Annotated in this window: 13 protein-coding genes; 6 read left to right on the forward strand and 7 right to left on the reverse strand. The window is 39.8% G+C overall.

Translation table 11 applies throughout. From position 1 onward, the window contains the following. Nucleotides 1-75: 75 nt before the first annotated feature. Nucleotides 76-1,815 carry a GMC family oxidoreductase gene (locus GD597_RS04800; RefSeq protein WP_171606687.1) on the reverse strand — a complete coding sequence of 580 codons (1,740 nt, stop codon included), beginning with the start codon at nucleotides 1,813-1,815 and terminating at the stop codon, nucleotides 76-78. Nucleotides 1,816-2,395: 580 nt separating this feature from the next. On the opposite strand from GD597_RS04800, the gene GD597_RS04805 reads away from it, so the two are divergent. Together GD597_RS04805 and GD597_RS04810 are read left to right on the forward strand one after the other, a co-directional pair. After that, the gene (locus GD597_RS04805) at nucleotides 2,396-5,278 is read left to right on the forward strand and encodes an outer membrane beta-barrel protein (RefSeq protein WP_171606688.1); all 2,883 of its coding nucleotides are present in this window, start codon (nucleotides 2,396-2,398) and stop codon (nucleotides 5,276-5,278) included. Between the two features lie 196 nt (nucleotides 5,279-5,474). Then, on the forward strand, nucleotides 5,475-5,933 hold the full coding sequence (locus GD597_RS04810) for a MaoC family dehydratase (RefSeq protein WP_171606689.1): 459 nt from the start codon (nucleotides 5,475-5,477) through the stop codon (nucleotides 5,931-5,933). Nucleotides 5,934-6,211: 278 nt separating this feature from the next. Here GD597_RS04810 and GD597_RS04815 read toward each other — a convergent pair whose 3' ends face one another. The 3 genes from GD597_RS04815 to GD597_RS04825 form a co-directional block, all read right to left on the reverse strand. Further along, the gene (locus GD597_RS04815) at nucleotides 6,212-7,309 is read right to left on the reverse strand and encodes a glycoside hydrolase family 18 protein (RefSeq protein WP_171606690.1); all 1,098 of its coding nucleotides are present in this window, start codon (nucleotides 7,307-7,309) and stop codon (nucleotides 6,212-6,214) included. 127 nt (nucleotides 7,310-7,436) lie between these two features. Beyond that, entirely contained in the window at nucleotides 7,437-8,315 is an 879-nt protein-coding gene (locus tag GD597_RS04820; protein ID WP_171606691.1) for a bestrophin family protein, read from the reverse strand. Between the two features lie 66 nt (nucleotides 8,316-8,381). Further along, nucleotides 8,382-10,649: an aconitate hydratase gene (locus tag GD597_RS04825; RefSeq protein ID WP_171606692.1), complete on the reverse strand. Its 2,268-nt coding sequence runs from the start codon at nucleotides 10,647-10,649 to the stop codon at nucleotides 8,382-8,384. 511 nt (nucleotides 10,650-11,160) lie between these two features. Between GD597_RS04825 and GD597_RS04830 the strand changes: the two genes are divergently transcribed. Genes GD597_RS04830 through GD597_RS04840 form a run of 3 tightly spaced genes read left to right on the forward strand, consistent with a single transcriptional unit; the run spans nucleotide 11,161 to nucleotide 13,355 of the window. Then, entirely contained in the window at nucleotides 11,161-11,382 is a 222-nt protein-coding gene (locus GD597_RS04830; protein WP_171606693.1) for a PspC domain-containing protein, read from the forward strand. Nucleotides 11,383-11,436: 54 nt separating this feature from the next. Continuing rightward, on the forward strand, nucleotides 11,437-12,351 hold the full coding sequence (locus tag GD597_RS04835; RefSeq protein ID WP_171606694.1) for a helix-turn-helix transcriptional regulator: 915 nt from the start codon (nucleotides 11,437-11,439) through the stop codon (nucleotides 12,349-12,351). Between the two features lie 8 nt (nucleotides 12,352-12,359). After that, on the forward strand, nucleotides 12,360-13,355 hold the full coding sequence (locus GD597_RS04840) for a helix-turn-helix transcriptional regulator (RefSeq protein WP_171606695.1): 996 nt from the start codon (nucleotides 12,360-12,362) through the stop codon (nucleotides 13,353-13,355). A 19-nt stretch (nucleotides 13,356-13,374) separates the two neighbouring features. Here GD597_RS04840 and kdsA read toward each other — a convergent pair whose 3' ends face one another. After that, nucleotides 13,375-14,196: a 3-deoxy-8-phosphooctulonate synthase gene (kdsA, locus tag GD597_RS04845; RefSeq protein WP_171606696.1), complete on the reverse strand. Its 822-nt coding sequence runs from the start codon at nucleotides 14,194-14,196 to the stop codon at nucleotides 13,375-13,377. 382 nt (nucleotides 14,197-14,578) lie between these two features. Then, complete coding sequence (locus GD597_RS04850) at nucleotides 14,579-15,928, reverse strand: sugar porter family MFS transporter (RefSeq protein WP_171606697.1); 1,350 nt, start codon at nucleotides 15,926-15,928, stop codon at nucleotides 14,579-14,581. A gap of 440 nt (nucleotides 15,929-16,368) precedes the next feature. Here GD597_RS04850 and GD597_RS04855 point away from each other — a divergent pair, with 440 nt between their 5' ends. Continuing rightward, nucleotides 16,369-17,373 (forward strand): polysaccharide deacetylase family protein, encoded by a 1,005-nt coding sequence (locus tag GD597_RS04855; protein WP_171606698.1) that lies wholly within the window; start codon nucleotides 16,369-16,371, stop codon nucleotides 17,371-17,373. 160 nt (nucleotides 17,374-17,533) lie between these two features. Here GD597_RS04855 and GD597_RS04860 read toward each other — a convergent pair whose 3' ends face one another. Next, nucleotides 17,534-19,219, reverse strand: coding sequence for a sodium/sugar symporter (locus tag GD597_RS04860; RefSeq protein ID WP_171606699.1), 1,686 nt, complete (start codon nucleotides 19,217-19,219; stop codon nucleotides 17,534-17,536). Between the last annotated feature and the right edge of the window lie 116 nt (nucleotides 19,220-19,335).

The raw sequence follows: 19,335 nt of genomic DNA on the forward strand, positions 1-19,335 counted from the left end.
TGCATTCTGCTGTACAAGAGTGCGACGCAACGGATGTTTAATAATTGTTTTGTTGCCGGGTAACTAAAAACGGCATCAGATATTATTTTTCTTCATCTCTTCTACAATATGTTCACTTGCCCGCATAGAAAGTGCCAGGATGGTCCAGGTAATATTCTTGTCGGCCTGGCTAACAAACTGACCGCCATCTACACAAAACAGGTTTTTACAATCGTGGGCCTGGCTCCAGCTGTTTAGGGCCGATGTTTTAGGATCGTTACCCATACGCACGGTACCGGCTTCGTGAATAATATTGCCGGGATTGTGCAAGCCATAATTGTTTTCTGGGCCATCATCACCACCCCAGGTAATTACAGCGCCCATGGCATGTAAAATTTCGGCAAATGTTTCTTTCATGTGTTTGGCCTGCTTTATTTCGTAGTCGCTCCATTTGGTATCGAAACGCAGTACCGGTATACCAAATTTATCTACAACATCCTTGTCAATATAGCAACGGCTGTCGGCACGGGCAATACCCTCGCCACGGCCGGCCATACCTACGTGTGCACCAAAGAAATAGCGGTAATCTTCTTTTAGAGAAGCACCATAACCCCCGGCTTCTTTTTGCTGGCCCTTAATTTTATAGGTACCATTCAGGTTTTCAATACCCCAGTTAAACCCATACAATGGTTGGCCAAAACCGCCACCATATTCAATATGGTATCCGCGGGGGAAATCTAATTTTTTATTATCCAGCCACCATGGGGTATACACGTGCATACCGCCAACACCATCCTCGTTATAGCGTTTACGGTCAAACAATTCAGGAATAATACCGCCCATATCGGCACCGGTAGAATCGTGCAGATAGCGGCCAACCACATCGCTGCTATTGGCTAAACCATTGGGGTGCCTTTGAGATTTTGAATTAAGCATTAAACGGGCACTTTCGCAGGCACTGGCCGCTAAAATTACGGTTCTGCCTTCAACCTGGTACTCCTGCATATCATCTTTACTTATATAAGATATACCTGTAGCCAGCCCTTCTTTATTGGTAAGTACTTCTCTTGCCATGGCATTGGTAACCAGGTCTACATTGCCGGTTTTCATAGCTGGTATGCACAGGCAGGAAGAGGAAGAAAAGTCGCCATATACTTTACAGCTGCGGCCACATTGTGCGCAATAGAAGCATTGCCCACGATCTTTATTTACCGGCTTGGTAAGAATAGATAAGCGGGAAGGAATTACCGGTATACCAATACCAGTAGCTGCTTTTTTAATAAACAGTTCGTGTAAACGTGGTTTTGGTGGTGGTAAAAATATGCCATCGGGATCATTGGGTAACCCTTCGTTGGTACCAAATACGCCCAGCATTTTATCAATTTTATCGTAATAAGGTTTTATATCCTCGTACCCAATTGGCCAGTCGTCGCCAAGACCATCAATACTTCTGCGTTTAAAATCTTTTGGTCCAAAGCGCAGCGATATTCTACCCCAGTGGTTGGTGCGGCCGCCCAGCATTCTGGCACGCCACCAATCCCATTTGGTATCTCCTTCGTGCGTATAAGGTTCGCCATCAATTTCCCAACCCCAATAGCAACCATCAAAATCGCCAAATGGACGAAATTTGGTGCTGGCGCCACGGCGTGGAGAATCCCATGCATTTTTTAATTGCAGCGAATCTTTGGCAGGGTCGTACATAGGTCCTGCTTCCAGTAAGCAAACCTTTAAACCCGCGTTAGCCAGTACGTAAGCTGCCATACCGCCACCGGCGCCTGAGCCTACTATTACTGCATCATACTTTTTTGGTTGTTTTTTTACCTGTAGTCCTGGCATAAAGCAAGAGAATTATTTAGTTAAGAAGTAGCTATGAATGTATAACTTAATCGTGAAAAAATTGTATTTCGTTTTATAGCTGTTTGGTTTTTTGGTGCCATAGTGCAGTATTGCTATGTGGCTGCACTTGCGTCGCACTCTTGTACGGCAACAAGCAAGGCAACAAAAGACAAAATTGGCCAAAAAGCAGTTAATTATGGCTTAGAAATAACTAACCGCGATTTTACATAAACTGCCATACAAATTGATGTTAAAATTCTGATTCTTAATGGAATGTAGTAGGTGGGTTAAATATCAATATGTAAAAAAAGCGTAAACAATTTTGTTTGTTATTGAATTATTGTATGTGCTTTTTACACTAACCAATAATGGCCAGCACTTTAAATTTTTAGTGTATTTTTTGCTGCACATTGTATTAAAACGTACAAGTGTGCGACGCAAGTAAAGCCAGATAATTGCACCATAGCCCGGCCCATTTTTATCTGTCAGTTTCTGAAAATTTTTCATGAATTGGTCGCAGGAATGAATATGTTGGTCGCAAACAATTTTTTGCACTTTACGCCTGTGGTAATTTAACAGCATGAAACCTTTATTAGCTAAGATTGAAAAGCCTGTTTTGTTATTGATAGCCTTTATTTGTTTAACCACTATGGTTTTGGCACAGGGTACTATTAGTGGTAAACTATTGGATACCACCACTAAAAAGCAGCTGGATAATGGCAGTGTAAATATTTTGAGGGCTACCGATTCAACTTCTGTTGCAGCTGTATTAACGGATAGTACCGGTGCTTTTACAACCCCTGTTTTGGCTTTTGGCAAATACCTGCTTCGCCTTTCATATAACAGCTATGCAACACAATATATTCAGGTGGTTTTAAATGCAGACCATCATCAAATTAATCTTGGTATTTTGGCAATGCAGGTACAGGCAAATGATTTGGGAAATATAAATGTTGCCGCCACACCAATGACGGTTAAAGGAGATACAACAGAGTTTAATGCCACCATGTATAAAACAAAACCCAATGCAACTGCAGAAGATGTTTTAAAAAAATTACCTGGTATTGAAGTAGATAAAAGCGGTAATGTAAAAGCGCAGGGCGAAACAGTGCAAAGGGTTTTGGTAAACGGGAAACGCTATTTTGGTGATGACCCCAAACTGGCAACACAAAACCTGCCTCAGGATGTAATTGATAAAATTCAGGTATTTGATGATTTAAGCGACCAAAGTAAGTTTACCGGTATTGATGATGGGAACAGGGTTAAAACAATTAACATTACCACCCGAAAGTCTTTGAGCGATAGTTATTTTGGCAGGCTGATAACGGGCGCCGGCAACAAAGGCTTGTATAATGCAGCTGCCAATTTTAGTATCATGAAAGGGGAAAAGCAGTTAACTGTATTGGGGCAGTTGAATAATATCAATAAACAAAACTTTACTATCAGGGATATTTTAGGCAGCACTGGTGGCCCTGGTGGTGGCCGTAGTCCGCAAACGGGCGTGTCGGGTAATGATAATAGCGGACTTACCAAAACTATTGCCGGGGGTATAAATTACAGGGATCAATGGGGTAAAAATACACAGGTGGCAGGCAGCTATTTTTATAACAACCTGGATACGAAAAAAAAACAGCATGCCCTTACCGAAAATTTTTATAGCGGAGACACTTCTTTGTTTAATGACCAGCAGTCGGTTGCAAATAATCTGGTAATTAATCAAAGGGTAAACCTGAATATTGAAACTACAATAGATTCGGCAAATGCCATTACCATACGCCCCAATATAAGCTGGCAAAGTACCAATGCTACTGCTACAACAATTACTGCCAATACAAGGGGTAAGTCAGGAAAAATAAGTAGTTCCACTGCCAATACCAGCAGTGAAGGCAAAGGGTTTAATGGAAGTGCTGATATGCTGTTTAAACACAAGTTTGCACTTAAAGGAAGAACACTGTCTATTGATATGAATATAAATGCCAGCAATAATAACCGTCTGGGCAATAATTATTCGGAAAGTGAATTTTATGTGCAGGATTCATTATCTGTAATTAATCAATATTATACCAATAAATCAAATAGTAATGGGCTAAGTGCAGGTTTTTCCTATACAGAACCTCTTAGTAAAAATGCGCTTGTAGAACTAAATTATAATTACGCTATAACACAAAATACAGCAGACAGAAATACTTTTAATTACGATAGCAGCGCCCATGCATATACCAATACAGACAGTTTGCTTACCAACAAATTTGTAAACGATTATACCTCCAACCGGTTAACACTTACTTACCGGTATCAAAAAGCTAAACTCAATTTAAATATTGGTTCTGGAGTACAATCAGGCGAACTAATCAGCAATAACAAAACCAAAGCATTATACCTGAACCAACATTACACCAATATTTATCCAACTGCCAATCTAACCTACCGCTTTAGTAAAACCGCCAACCTCCGGCTTAATTATTCAGGACGAACAGGGCAGCCAACAGTTGACCAGTTGCAGCCGGTTATAGATAATAGCGACCCTGCAAATATTGCAGTGGGTAACCCATTGCTAAAGCAATCTTTTACCAATAATTTCAGGTTAATGTATGGCTTTTTTGACAGGGCAAATTCAAAAAACATATTTGCAACCATTAATGCCAATTTTATAAATAATAATATTGTAAATGCCACCATTACCAATCTGGCTACGGGAATAGATACCATCAGGCCTGTTAATATGAATGGTGCGTATAATATAAGTGCCTTTTTTAATTATGGCTTTCCGCTTAAACATCCAAAATCTAACCTAAATATAGTTAGCAACTTTACAGCTGCAAGGAGTATTGGGCTTATTACTACCATCGATAAAACGGGATTAAGTACTACCAATAATAATATTACCAACACCTATAGTTTTGGCGAAACAGTGCGTTGGACAACCAATCTAAAAGAGAACTTTGATATGAATTTCTCTGCATCGCCTACTTATAATATTGCGCGTTATTCAGTAAGTCCGGCACAAAATGCAAATTATCTCTCCACAACCTTTTCTGCAGAGCCCACAGTATATTCTAAATCTGGCTGGATATTAAGTGCGGATTTTAATTATATCATTTACAGTGGCAGGGCAGCCGGTTACAATACCAGCGTGCCATTGTTAAATGCAGCGGTAGCCAAACAACTGTTCAAAAATAAAACTGGCGAATTAAGATTTTCTATTTCCGATTTGTTTAATCAGAATGTAAGTATCGTGCGCACTACCACCGAGAACTATGCCAAAGATGTTCAAACAAAACTATTAACGCGATATGCCATGCTAACATTTACCTATAATATTAAATCGGCTAACCAGCAGTCGAAAAAGAAACAGTTGGATATGCCACCACCACCTGATGATAAAAATGGAAATGGTCCGCCCATGGGGCCACTGCCAGGTGGGGGTGGGGCACCGCCTCCCGGTGGTCCGCCGCCTTATTAATTTGTACTATAGCTATTCGAAAATCTGTTTAAACTAAGCTTACAAATTCCAATTTAAAACTATTAACCATTTAAAGGTGCTATATTTTATACACCTGGCATTCTCATCCAGGCAAATGCACGAGCATCTAAACACCATAATTGAGAATGAACAAAAAATTTTATAAAAAACAAATCATTCCATTATCTTAGCCCTTATGGTAGTGATAAAAAATTATGCGGAATTTGAAGCGCATTTAGGCAAAGAAATTGGTGTATCCGACTGGCATAAAATTACACAGGAGCAAATAAATAATTTTGCTGATGCCACACTTGATCATCAGTGGATACATGTAGATACCGAAAGGGCCAAAACCGAAAGTCCATTTAAAACTACTATTGCCCATGGCTATCTTACCCTATCGCTGGTGCCATATTTCTGGAAACAAATTGCAGATGTTCAAAACCTTAAAATGGAAGTGAATTATGGTATTGAGCAGCTTAAATTTGGCCAGGCCGTACCTGTTGATAGTGAAGTGCGGTGCAGGGTTTCGCTAAAATCTATTATTAACTTAAGAGGCACTACCAAAGCAACTCTTTTTATTCAACTAGAAATAAAAGACCAGCCAAAACTCGCTTTTTCCGGCGATGCTTTATTTCTGTATCATTTCAGGTAAGCCAATATGTTGGGCCCAACCCTTGGCAATTATTTTCATCTTTACTTGCGTCGCACTCTTGTGCTGCAACAAGTAATGCAGAAGCCACTTTGCCCCTAGTTTTTACTTTGCTGCAACAGCCTCTTCTACTACATGCTTCATCACCTGCCTATAGTTGTTAAAAAACGTGGTGTTAAAAAGCCCATGCCTGTTCTGTGAGCACAAGAGTGCGACGCAAGCAGGCTGCCACAGGGTATCTTGCCGGGCCAATAATGGATAGCTAGTAAATTGTCATTTTATTAATTGGCCGGATGTGCGGTGGTATACATCATATCTAATAGACCATTAGTGGTTTTATCTTCGGCCAACTCCCAAAACATAATACCATTCAACTTTTTATAAATGGCATATTGTGTTTTTAATGCAATAGATTTTCCGTTATCGTAAGTAAGTAATAATTTTTTTGAGGCATTGTACAAATAGGGGGCTTTGGCAATATCATCCCAATAATAGGTATAGCCATCTTTTTGCAAAGAATCCAGATTGATACTTTTAAAAGACAGCCCACGTTGAAATTTGCATGGTTGATATAAACCATTATTGGCGTTATTGAAAATTTCAAAAATGCGGCCATATGTTGCTGCACCAATTACCAGTTTATTAAGGGGAAAGCCAATAGAGTCAAGGTACTGCACAGCATTGTCGGCCGATTCTTTTAATTGTGGTGTGCTGTATAATGGGGTATGGTGGCCCGATGTGGTACTATAACCATTGGTAAGATCATAACTCATTAGATTTACCTTGTTTACCAGTGGGGCAATGGTATTCCACTCTACAGATGATTGCAGAAAACTGGTAAAACCACCGGCAGCAAAACTTATTTCCGGTGTTTTACCCAGGCTTTTTCTAAGCGCCTGTAACAGCAGGGTAAAATTGTGTTTATCTGCCGGCAGGTATTGATGGCCGGGATAACCCTCAATGGAAGGGTATTCCCAATCAAGATCAATACCATCCGTTTTAAAATAGCTGTTAAGGGCTTTTACGCTGGCTGCAAACTCTTCTCTGCCTTCTGCCTTATTAAACACAGCACTGCAGGGGGCACAACCGCCCCAGCCACCAATGGATAATATAATTTTTAAGGAAGGATTTCTTTGTTTAAGTGTAACCAAATGTTGCAGGCGGAGCGTATCCTTGTAGGTATCTACCACCATTTTATTGCCGCGTAAATGGCAAAAACTATAAATAAGATGGGTTAGTTTTTCAACCGGATAAGCGTCAACACTTTTGGCATCGCCGGAGTAATAACCTATGATAGAAAAAGAATTTTTTTGCACCTGTGCCTGCAATGGCCCGGCGATAAATATGATGGCTGTAATAAAGATGCAAAATACTCTCATGGTTTTATTTTTTGTGTATATAAATTAAATTGGCGTTGGCAATTTTGTAATGCAGCTTTAGGTTATGTGGTACAAGTGAGTGACACAACGAAGCTGACTAGTGCTACTACTGCTGGCTAAATAGTAATTATAAAATCTCTGCCACTTGCTTTTTTATATTGGCAGCTATTTTATGTGTTGGCAAATCATTTTCATCGGCACCAAACGGATCTTCAATTTCCTCGGCTATCAGTTCTAAACTGGTAAGTACATAAAAAATAAAAGCTACTACCGGTATGGCCAGGTAGCCCAAAGAAAATACAAGGCTAAACGGTAATGCCAGCGAATAAATAAAAATAAATTTTTTAAGAAATGCACTATACGATAAGGGTATTGGCGTGTTTTTGATGCGTTCGCAGGCACCACATATTTCGGCAAAACTTAGTAATTCTCCATTTAAGATAATTAACTGATCGCCGGTTATTTTGCCCTCTTTATACAATTTGTTAATACGGTTAAACAGAATAGCGGCAATTTGATTGGGTATATGTTTTTGTTCGTCAAGACTGGCAAGTTCGGGATGTTCATATTCATCCAGTTCCAGCCGAGATGCCTCGCTATGCAGGTGTGTGGCCAGGGCCGATGCATACAGGCCAATACACTGGCCTATAAAACTGCGGTTATGTGCATCGTCTTCGTGTAATATGGCATGTAATTTTATAGCCAAGTTTCTGCTGTTATTCACCAGGCTACCCCAGAGTTTTCGGGCTTCCCACCAGCGTTCGTAGGCCGTATTGGTTCTAAATACCAGCAACATAGAAATAACTACGCTAAGCAGGGTATGCATAATGTTTAGGTTACGTAAATTGCTGGTTTCGGTTAGGCGAAGGTATTCCAGTTCAATATAGGCAACACCCCATGTAAGTAAGGAAATGGTAATGATAAGCGGAAATAGTTTTCTAATGGTATCGGACTTATGGAAGAAGAAAATATATTTCAACCAGTCTTTTGTGTTATATGCTATCATAGAGTGTAAAAATAAAAAAGCGAAGTTGAAATAACTTCGCTTTTATTAATGATTATTTGCCGGTTATTATCCTACAAAATTTTTACGGATGATATTTAAAGCTCCGCCGGCTTTAAACCATTCAATCTGTTGTTCATTATAAGTATGGTTAACTGTAATGGTATCGCTGCTGCCATCGGCATGGTTCAATACAACTGATAATGGTTTGCCTGGTGCAAAGCTGGTTAGGCCAAGAATATCAATATTGTCATCTTCCTGCACTTTATCGTAATCTTCCTTATTATCAAAAGTTATGGCCAGCATACCTTGTTTTTTAAGGTTGGTTTCGTGTATACGTGCAAAAGATTTTACCAATATCGCCCTAACACCCAGGTGGCGTGGTTCCATAGCCGCATGTTCGCGTGAACTACCTTCACCATAGTTTTCATCGCCAATAACAATACTACCAATGCCTGCTGCTTTATAGGCACGCTGCGTGGCAGGTACTGCACCATATTCGCCGGTTAAAGCATTTTTTACCGTATCTGTTTTTTCGTTAAAATAGTTAATAGCACCAATAAGCATATTATTAGAGATATTATCCAGGTGTCCACGGAATTTTAACCATGGGCCCGCCATAGATATATGGTCTGTGGTACATTTTCCTTTGGCTTTTATCAACAGTTTCAGGCTTTTCAGGTCGGTACCTTCCCATGCGGCAAACGGTGCTAATAATTGTAAGCGCTGGCTTTCTTCAGAAACAGCTACCTGTACGGTACTACCATCTGCAGCCGGTGCCTGAAAACCTGCATCTTCTACAGCAAAACCACTTGGCGGTAATTCAAAACCACTTGGTTCAGCCAGTTTAACGGCTTCACCTTTTTCATTGGTTAAGGTATCGGTAAGTGGGTTAAATGCTATAGAACCTGCAATGGCCATTGCTGTAACCAATTCAGGTGAAGCAACAAAAGCATGTGTGCTGGCTAATCCATCATTACGTTTGGCAAAATTTCTGTTGAAAGAGGTTATAATGGTGTTCTTGCGGTTAGGGTCGTCTATGTGACGTGCCCATTGACCAATACATGGTCCGCAGGCATTGGCCAATACTACACCGCCAACACTGGCAAAGTCGGCAATAAAACCATCACGTTCAATGGTAAAACGTACCAGCTCACTACCAGGGGTAATAGTAAATTCGCTATTGGCTTTTAAACCTTTTGCTACGGCATCTTTTACAATAGAAGCACTGCGGCTAATATCTTCATAAGAACTATTGGTACAGCTACCAATTAATGCTACTTCTAATTTTGCCGGCCAGTCGTTCTTTTCAATTTCTTCTTTCATTTTAGAAACCGGTGTAGCACGGTCTGGTGTAAATGGTCCGTTTACATAAGGTTCTAAAGTGGTAAGATCTAATTCCAACACCTCATCATAGTATTTTGCGGGGTTGGCATACACATCTTCATCGGGGCGTAAATGTTCTTTTACGGCATCAGCCATAGCAGCAATATCCGATCGATCGGTTGATGAAAGGTATCCTGCCATTTTACCGTCGTAGGCAAACAAAGAACAGGTAGCACCTATTTCAGCACCCATATTACAAATAGTACCCTTTCCGGTAGCGCTCAGGTTATCTGCACCTTCGCCAAAATATTCTACAATAGCACCGGTACCACCTTTTACGGTAAGTTTACCTGCTACCCAAAGAATAATATCTTTTGCGCTGGTCCAGCCGCTTAATTTACCGGTAAGTTTTATACCTATTAATTTAGGCCATTTAAGTTCCCATGGTAAGCCTGCCATAACATCGCAGGCATCTGCACCACCTACACCAATGGCAATCATGCCAAGGCCACCGGCATTGGGTGTATGACTGTCGGTACCAATCATCATACCACCGGGGAAAGCATAGTTTTCCAACACTACCTGGTGTATAATACCAGCACCTGCTTTCCAAAAGCCTATGCCATATTTATTAGAAACCGATGCCAGAAAATCGTATACTTCTTTATTGGTATTTAAAGCGTTTGCCAAATCTTCTTTGGCACCTGTTTTGGCTTGAATTAAATGATCGCAGTGAACGGTAGACGGTACAGCCACTTTTGGCCTGCCTGCCTGCATAAACTGTAACAGCGCCATTTGCGCAGTTGCATCCTGCATAGCTACACGGTCTGGAGCAAAATCTACATAGTGCTTACCCCTTTCAAAGTTTTGCAAACCCTGATCGGTATGTAAATGAGAATACAGAATTTTTTCGGCCAGTGTTAACGGTCTGCCAAGCTCCTTGCGGGCTGCCTCAATCCTTGCAGGCATTGCGGCGTACAGATTTTTGATCATTTCAATGTCAAATGCCATAATATTCAATTTTAGATTTATGATTGTTGGGTTACAATTTAAGTTTACTAATATACAACCAGTATTTTTTTGGCGTTGCCCATTCGGGCCCGGGCTTTCCGCTGCAAGTCCTCGCCCCGGGGCGGGGCTGCGGGCTTTTCGCTGCAATCCCTAACGCAATGCCAGTATATTAACCTGTATTTGTTTCTGATGCTTTGCTATTACCACTGAACAACAAACCCACAAAAGCAGAAAAGAAAGCAAACCGTAATTTCTGGCCATAACCAGAATTTGTGCGAATTTACGATAAAACAGATGTTTATTAAAAGTGTTTGTATATTCACAGTAATATTTACTTAAGTTCTTTAGTTTTTTTGTATTATGCGTTAGGGATTGAAGCGGAAAGCCTGCAACTAAGCTAAGCATAACGCAGCTTAGTGAGGACTTGCAGCATAAAGCCCGGGCCCGTAAGGGTAACGCTCAACTTTTGCCTTGCTATTGTGTTGTAAAGGGATAATTTAAAATTACAGCTATGTACAAACTAAAATCTTTTATTGAATGGCAGTTATTTGGTGTTTGCGCTGCTATTGGCGAAAAACTGGGCTTGGCTACCTCCCGTATAAGGCTTTGGTTTATATATGTATCCTTTTTAACATTGGGTTCTCCCGTTGTTATTTATATGATAATGGCTTTTTGGCTGAATATTAAAAACTACATTTTGGCAGCCAGACGTAACCCTTTAAAATATTTGTAAAACTTTTTTGAGCGGGTGATTAACATTGATTACAACCTTATAAATTTTGATGATTTGCTGAGGCAGTATGCTAAATGCCTGCAGCTAAAACCTGTTGATAATGGTATTGCATTTAGCCCCGAAAAAGGTATAGGCACAATTAGGGCATTAAACCTACCCAATGATTTGCAGGTAATGGTATATGATTATACCACTTTTGGCGACCTGCTTTTTCACCGAAATAAGAACGATAAAGAATTTTATATTTTAAGGCTGGACGAAGCCACCGGTTTGGATGGCATAACCCGCAGTTCTGTTTTTTTTAGCCGCGCCAGCCAGGAATGGTTTTATATGGCTACTGCCCGTAACCATTTAAAACATGTGGATATTCTTATAAAAAAAGAATGGCTGGATACTTATTTTGAAGATGAAATGGCCGGGGAAGCCTTATCAGGCAATATTGCATTAAAGTCGCCTTTGTTGATTTATGAGGTAATGGATGTGGAATATAAACGGTTAATGCAGGAGTTGATGCAGAATAACCTGGACAAATGTTTTGAGAAAATGTATGTTCAAAACAGGGTACTACTGCTGCTGGAAAGATTTTTTACCCGTTTATACCGTAAAACGGAGAATGAACATGGCGGTGTAAAAATATCTGCTTACGAATTAAGGTCTTTAAAAGAGATTGAAGCTTTGCTGCTAAAAGATTTTTCTGAACCACCACCGGCAATTGTACAATTGGCCCGCATGGCTGCCATGAGCACTTCCAAGCTAAAAATTTTATTTAAGGATGTGTATCATATGCCAATAAATCAATATTATCAAAAGCATAGGATGAACAAGGCAAAAGCCATGCTGATATCCAAAAAGCATACGGTTCGCGAAACTGCTTATGCGCTTGGTTTTTCTACGGTTAGCAGTTTTAATAAATCATTTTTAAAAGCTTTTGATCAACTGCCTGCGGATATTGCTGTAACTGATAAATAATCCAATACTTGAAAGAAATTAGCCATAATAATAACGACTATGTAAGCCTGCTGCACCTGATGGCAAGGAATTTTAATATCCACCTTACTGAAAATTATTTGCGCTTACCCGAAAAAATTGGTGATGGTTTTACCAGCGCCTATAACCTGCCCGACGGTATATCGGTGCAGCTTTCTGACGGATATTTACATGATGGCCTGATTATGCACCGCCTTCCATCGAGCCAGCAATTTTTTATTCTGCAGCTCAACGATTCTTTTGATGCTCCCGATATGAATGATAAACTTACTGATCAGCAGCATACTTTCTATATTCAGAATAATAAAATACTGCTTACCAGTTCGCAAATGGAAACCAGGATGATTTTTCCTGCAAAAGTCAGGTCAAGATCGGTACGTATTATTTTTAGCAGCGACTATCTGCAAAACCTGATTGGCCACGAAATGGCAGATAAGTTTTTAAGCAGTTATTTCTCCCTGTTGCTTAAGGGGAAAAGTCTGGAAATACTGGATACAGAATATCGGGTAATTACCGGAGACTTACTAAAAGAGAAACCAGAACATCCTTTACTGCATAAGTTTATTTATAACAGGGCAACCTTGCTGATAGAAAAATTTGTAACAGGTTTTATGCGTAAGCTGGAGGAACAGCATACCCAACCAATTAAGCTTAAGGAAGATGAAATAAACCGACTTATAAAAGTGGAAACCTTATTGGTAAAAGATTTTACTACAGAACCACCTGTAATTGCCGCTTTATCAAAAGTAGCAGCCATGAGCCCAACCAAACTTAAAAAGGATTTTAAAGCAATGTACGGTTTGCCCATTTATGAGTATTACCAAAAAAACAGGATGATGCGTGCCAAAGCTTTATTGCTGGAAAGTAAGTACGCCATAAAAGAAGTAGGCATGATGGTTGGTTATTCTAACCTTGGCCATTTTGCCGGTAGCTTTAAAAAAGAATTTGGAATACTACCCAGCGAGTTGGTTACGGGCACAGAATAATTCAACTGGTGTTGTTGATTTATACAACCGCTTTTCTCAGTTTCACCAGTTGTTCCAATAAACCTTCCAGTAAATCTAATCGTAACATATTGGCTCCATCACTTTTTGCAGCGGCAGGGTTGGGGTGTGTTTCAATAAACAAACCATCTGCACCGGTTGCAATGGCGGCTTTTGCAATGGTACCAATTAAACCCGGATTGCCACCTGTAACACCACTGGTTTGGTTAGGCTGTTGCAGGCTATGGGTACAATCCATAATAACGGGTGTACCATGTTCTTTCATCCAGGTAATATTGCGGTAATCTACTACAAGGTCCTGGTAACCAAATGTGTTGCCACGTTCGGTAAGCATTACTTTTTCGTTGCCGGCATTTTTTATTTTTTCAACAGCAAACTTCATTGAAGGGCCGCTTAGAAATTGACCCTTTTTTACATTTACAATTTTGCCGGTTTCGGCTGCGGCAATCAATAAATCAGTTTGGCGGCAAAGAAAGGCAGGTATTTGTAAAATGTCAATATATTCAGCAGCAATGGCAGCTTCTTCGTGGGCATGAATATCACTGGTTACAGGTAAACTGTATTTGTCTTTAATTTTCTTTAGCAGGTGCAAACCGGTGCCATCGCCAAGTCCGGTGAAGGAGGATGCACTGGTACGATTAGCTTTTCTGTAGCTGGCTTTAAACACATAAGGTATGCCAAGTCTTTTACAAATGCCGTATACTTTTTCGGCCACTTCTTCCAGTAATGCTTCACTTTCTACCACGCAGGGGCCTGCAATTAAAAAAAAGTTTTTCTCATCGTATTGCTGATTGGCGAACAGCTCTTTCTGAAATATTTGCATGCGGCAAAGGTAATGGCTGTTTTTATATTTTTATCATAAACCAATGGCAGCAAAAAATACAATAGTTATTTGCCCGGCAATACAATAGGTATTCAGCTGCCGTTGCGTCGCACTCTTGTACTGTAACAAATAATGCAGCAAGTTATACTCAGTAGCGGATAGTTTTGCCCTGAAGACTAATGTATTTGGGAAATAAAAAAATCCTTACCTGCTTATAACACATTAAACAGCTAAGGATTTTTATTTGTAGATTCTCTTTCTGATGCCATGAAAACTGAACCCCGAACCGCGCGTGGCAACAGCAGTTTCATATAATTAACTGCAGCTGGCTACACAAAAAACACCTGAAAAATAAGGGGTACTATTTTATGCAGCACCTGAGTTATTCAGCTATCAATTGTTTCTCCAGTTCTTCCAGCGAAACGCCTCTTGTTTCTGGCATTTTGGTTAGTACCCAAAATAATTGCAGGGCCATCATAAACGAGAAGAAGGCAAAAATGGGCCATGGATTATCGCCAAAAATACCTTTGTCTTTATCTAAAAATAAAGGGGTAATTAAGGTAATTAATGCCGCAAAAACCCAGTGTACACTGGCACCAAAAGATTGGCCAAATGCACGTATATTATTGGGGAATATTTCTGATATAAACACCCATATTACAGCACCCTGTCCAATAGCATGCGAAGCTATAAAAGCCAGCAGCGAGCACATTAGCAACACATCGCCGGCATGCGCATAAAAACTATATGCCACTGATGCCAGACTAATAATATAACCTAAAGAACCAATAATAAGCAATTGCTTGCGGCCAATACGATCAATAAGATATAAACCCGCAAAAGTAAATAACAGGTTAGTGCCGCCAATGGCAATAGAATTGAATAAAGAATCTTTAGCCGCAATGCCAGCCCTCTCCAGAATTTCAGGGGCATAATACAGGATAAAATTAATGCCCGACCACTGGTTAAAAAACGCCACAAAAAAGGCCAGCCACAATACTTTTTTGTATTTGCTGCTAAAAAAGCTGCGGCTAATGCCCGCAGCAATAGCATCGTTGGCTGCCTGAATATTTTTCATTTCCTCATCAGGGTTATCAGCCCCAATTAACAATAAAACTTCTTTGGCTTTTGCAAAATCCTGTTTTATACTTATCAGCCAGCGTGGGCTCTCTGGAATACTAAAAACCATTAGTGTATATATTAGCGATGGTATGGCCATCACACCCAGCATCCAACGCCAATCGTTATTGCCATCAAAGCCTTTGAGTAAATAGTTGGAGAAAAAAGCAATCAAAATACCAAATACAATATTAAACTGGTACATACCTACCAGCCGGCCCCTGGTTTTAGCAGTAGAAATTTCTGAAATATAGGTAGGTGCTGCAACAGATGAAACGCCAATCCCCAGTCCGCCAATAAAACGGAAGAACGAAAATGCATAGGGGTTGGTTGCGAGTGCCGATCCTAATGCCGAAACACTAAATAGAATACCTATCCATAACAACACTTTTTTGCGGCCATATTTTTCAGTAGGTATACCGCCAAACATGGCGCCAATAACGGTGCCCCATAAAGCCATCGACATAATAAAAAAACCATGGAAAAGCGGTGTGGTATGCCAAAGTTCTTTGATAGGAAGATTGGCGCCGGAAATTACTACCGTATCAAAACCAAAAATAAAGCCGGCCAAAGCGGCTACCACAGACCATAGAAGCAGTTTGTTCTTATTCATAGCAAGTTTCGTTTCGAGATAAAAAATACAGTTTCAAGTTCGTGTAAAAAACAAGTAACACCAATAAAAATTATCCTGCAAACGGTTGCTGTTGGTAAGTCAACTATAAGGCAGGAAGATTAAACTGTTTAAACATAAGAAAATACACGCACTCTGGCTTTTTACGCTTAAAATTAAAGTGAGGATTTTGCCTAAATAAACTTATTTTAGTTAAGGATTCTAATGATGGCTATATGCTATTTACTTGTAGGTAATCTATTGGTTTTTACAAGCTAAAAAAAGCAATCAAAACTAACTGTATTTTATTTTTATTTGAGCCGGGCTGTATCCAAAAATGAAGCATACTTGCGTCGCACTCTTGTACACCAACAACAGTTTCAACTTTTGATAACAGTCATACGCAGCCATCATTTACCAAATTTTATTTTAAATATTACTATATGAAATTATTAATCACGGCCTGTCTGGTATTTTTCTTCCAGATGCTTCAGGCACAAAATGTAGACAGTACCTATGCAGAAAAACTTGGTTACCCCAAGGGAGCAAAAGTTGTAATACTGCATGTAGATGATGCAGGTATGAGTTATGATTCTAATGAGGGGGCATTTAATGCTATATTAAATGGTGTGGCAACTTCTTGTAGTGTAATGATGCCCTGTTCATGGGTGCCAGGATTTGTACATTATATGAAACAACATCCACAAATTGATGCCGGTTTGCACCTTACCCTAACCTCTGAATGGGGTGGTTACCGCTGGGGACCATTGGCTGGTAAAAGCGTTGTTCCCGGTTTGGTAGATACTGAAGGCGACCTTTGGCCCAATGTGGAAGATGTGGTAAAACATGCCACTGCCGCAGAAGTGTATACCGAAATAAAAGCGCAGTTAGACCGGGCATTAACCATGGGTTTTACACCTACCCATTTAGACAGTCATATGGGTACCTTATTTGCTTCGCCGGCATTTACAGCTGTTTACGTGCAACTGGGATTAGAAAACCATATACCTGTTATGATGCCGGGTGGGCATGCTACTTTGATTGCAAAGCAAATGCACTCCACCAATGCTACTATTCAACAAATGCGGGCAACAGGCAAAATATTGTGGGATGGCGGCTTACCGGTTTTAGATGATTTGCATAACGAAAGCTATGATTGGCAAATACCCGATAGTTGCAAAACGGATGATAAAAAACTGCAAAAATTTAAAACACAAAAATATATTGCGGCTATCAAATCGCTAAAACCAGGTGTAACCATGATGATTATGCATTGCACTGCAACTACCGAAGTATTTCGCAATATATCAGCCAGCGGCGATGTAAGAAGGGGTGATATGCTTACCATGATAGACCCAGTATTTAAAAAGGCATTGGCTGATGAACATATTATTCTAACCACCTGGAGAGAATTGATGCAAAGACGCATTGCTTTAAATGGAAAATAACGATTGGCTGTTTACAAAAAGCCCAATAAAGTTAAGAATGCACAAGTGTGCGACGCAAGTGTAGCTTCATTTATAATCAACAGCAAGGCCAATAAAAATATCACATAAAAAAAGGGTGGCATTAACATTAATGCCACCCTTTTTTTGCAAAATTATTTAATTACCAAAACTTAATATACAAAGCAGATATTACCAATAATGTAATGATAATAAGTGCGGTGGTAGAAGGTTCCAGCTTAAACATTTGTTTATCCAGCTCAAATGCTTTGGGGTTAATTTTTGGTCCGGCCAAACTAACGGCTATCATGGTAATCATGGTAAACATAAAGGATAAGCCCATACAAATATGGAAAGGTATTTCGTAAGCACCTTTTGCATTGGGATAGGCGGTATACAAAATAGATTCGTGCCCCATTACAGCTGGCGCAAACTCATTAAAAAACACTGATAAAACAAAGCCCATAATTACACCCACAATAGCTGCAGTGCCGGTTGTTCTTTTCCAAAACATACCTAGAATAAACATGGCAAATACACCCGGGCTAATAAAGCCGGTATATTTTTGAATATAGGTAAAGCCACCCACGCCGCCAATACCCAATAAATCGTTCCAGGTAAACAGTACGGCTAAAATCATGGCTACCAAAACAGTAATTCGTCCGGTAATAACCTGCTTTTTCTCAGAAGCATCTTTACCAATATATTTCTTGTAAACATCTAAAGTAAAAATGGTAGAAATACTATTAACCTTACCTGCCAGCGAAGCCACAATAGCTGCTGTTAAAGCCGCTACAGATAAACCTTTCAGGCCTGTAGGTAAGAAAGTAAGTATGGCGGAGTAGGCGCCATCTTTACCACCAACCAGTTGTGGTAACTGGCCATTTTGGTGCAATACAAATGCAGCAATACCTGGTAACATTACAATTACAGGCATCAATAATTTTAATAAACCTGCAAATAAAATACCGGTACGGGCAGTTTTAAGATCAGCACCCAATGCACGTTGGGTAATGTATTGGTTACAACCCCAATAGTTAAGGTTAATAATCCATATACCTGCCAGGTAAGAAGCCAACCCGGGGAAGGTGAGGTATTTATTAATATCGTTTTGTGTAGACGCAGCTGTTGGTTTTGGAATAATCATTTTAAAATGGTCAGGCGCACTACCCATAAGTACTTTAAAACCGGCTATGGCGTCGCTACCTAAACCTGCTTTTTCACTCACTACTGTTAAGGCAATATAGGTTGTTACCAAACCGCCAATTATCAATACTGCAACCTGAATAACATCTGTATAAGCTACTACCTTCATACCACCTAACGAAATTAATAAGGCAAAAACAGCAAGGCCTACCATAATTACATGCAGGTATTCGCCACCAGCCAAACCATTAATGGCAACAGCGCCCAGGTATAATATTGAAGTGAGGTTTACAAAAACATATAAGAACAACCAAAAAATGGCCATAATCAGGGCAACACTTTCATTGTACCTGGTTTTTAAAAACTGTGGCATGGTATAAATATGGTTCTTCAGGTATACCGGAATAAACCATACTGCCACAATGATCAAAGCTATGGCGGCAATCCATTCGTAGGCGGCTACTGCCACACCCAGAAAAAAACCTTCACCGCTCATACCAATAAACTGCTCAGCAGAAATATTGGAAGCAATTAATGATGCACCAATGGCCCACCATGTTAATGTGCCTTCTGCCAAAAAAAATGCTTTGGCATCATGTTCGCCTTTTTTACGCTTTTTGTAAATTAAATAACCGTAGGTGGATACAATTACAAAATAGAAAATGAAAACCAGATAATCAGTTAAAACCATGTTTTGATTCATATGTAGAATTGTTATAAGTGGCTAATGTAATAATATTCAAAATATTTTATGGCATAATCTTTACACATCTTGGTAAGCTATTTTGCCATCATTTTTTTTGTAGCCGGCATAAGTGC

This window comes from Limnovirga soli (assembly GCF_013106755.1).
Lineage (GTDB): Bacteria > Bacteroidota > Bacteroidia > Chitinophagales > Chitinophagaceae > Limnovirga > Limnovirga soli.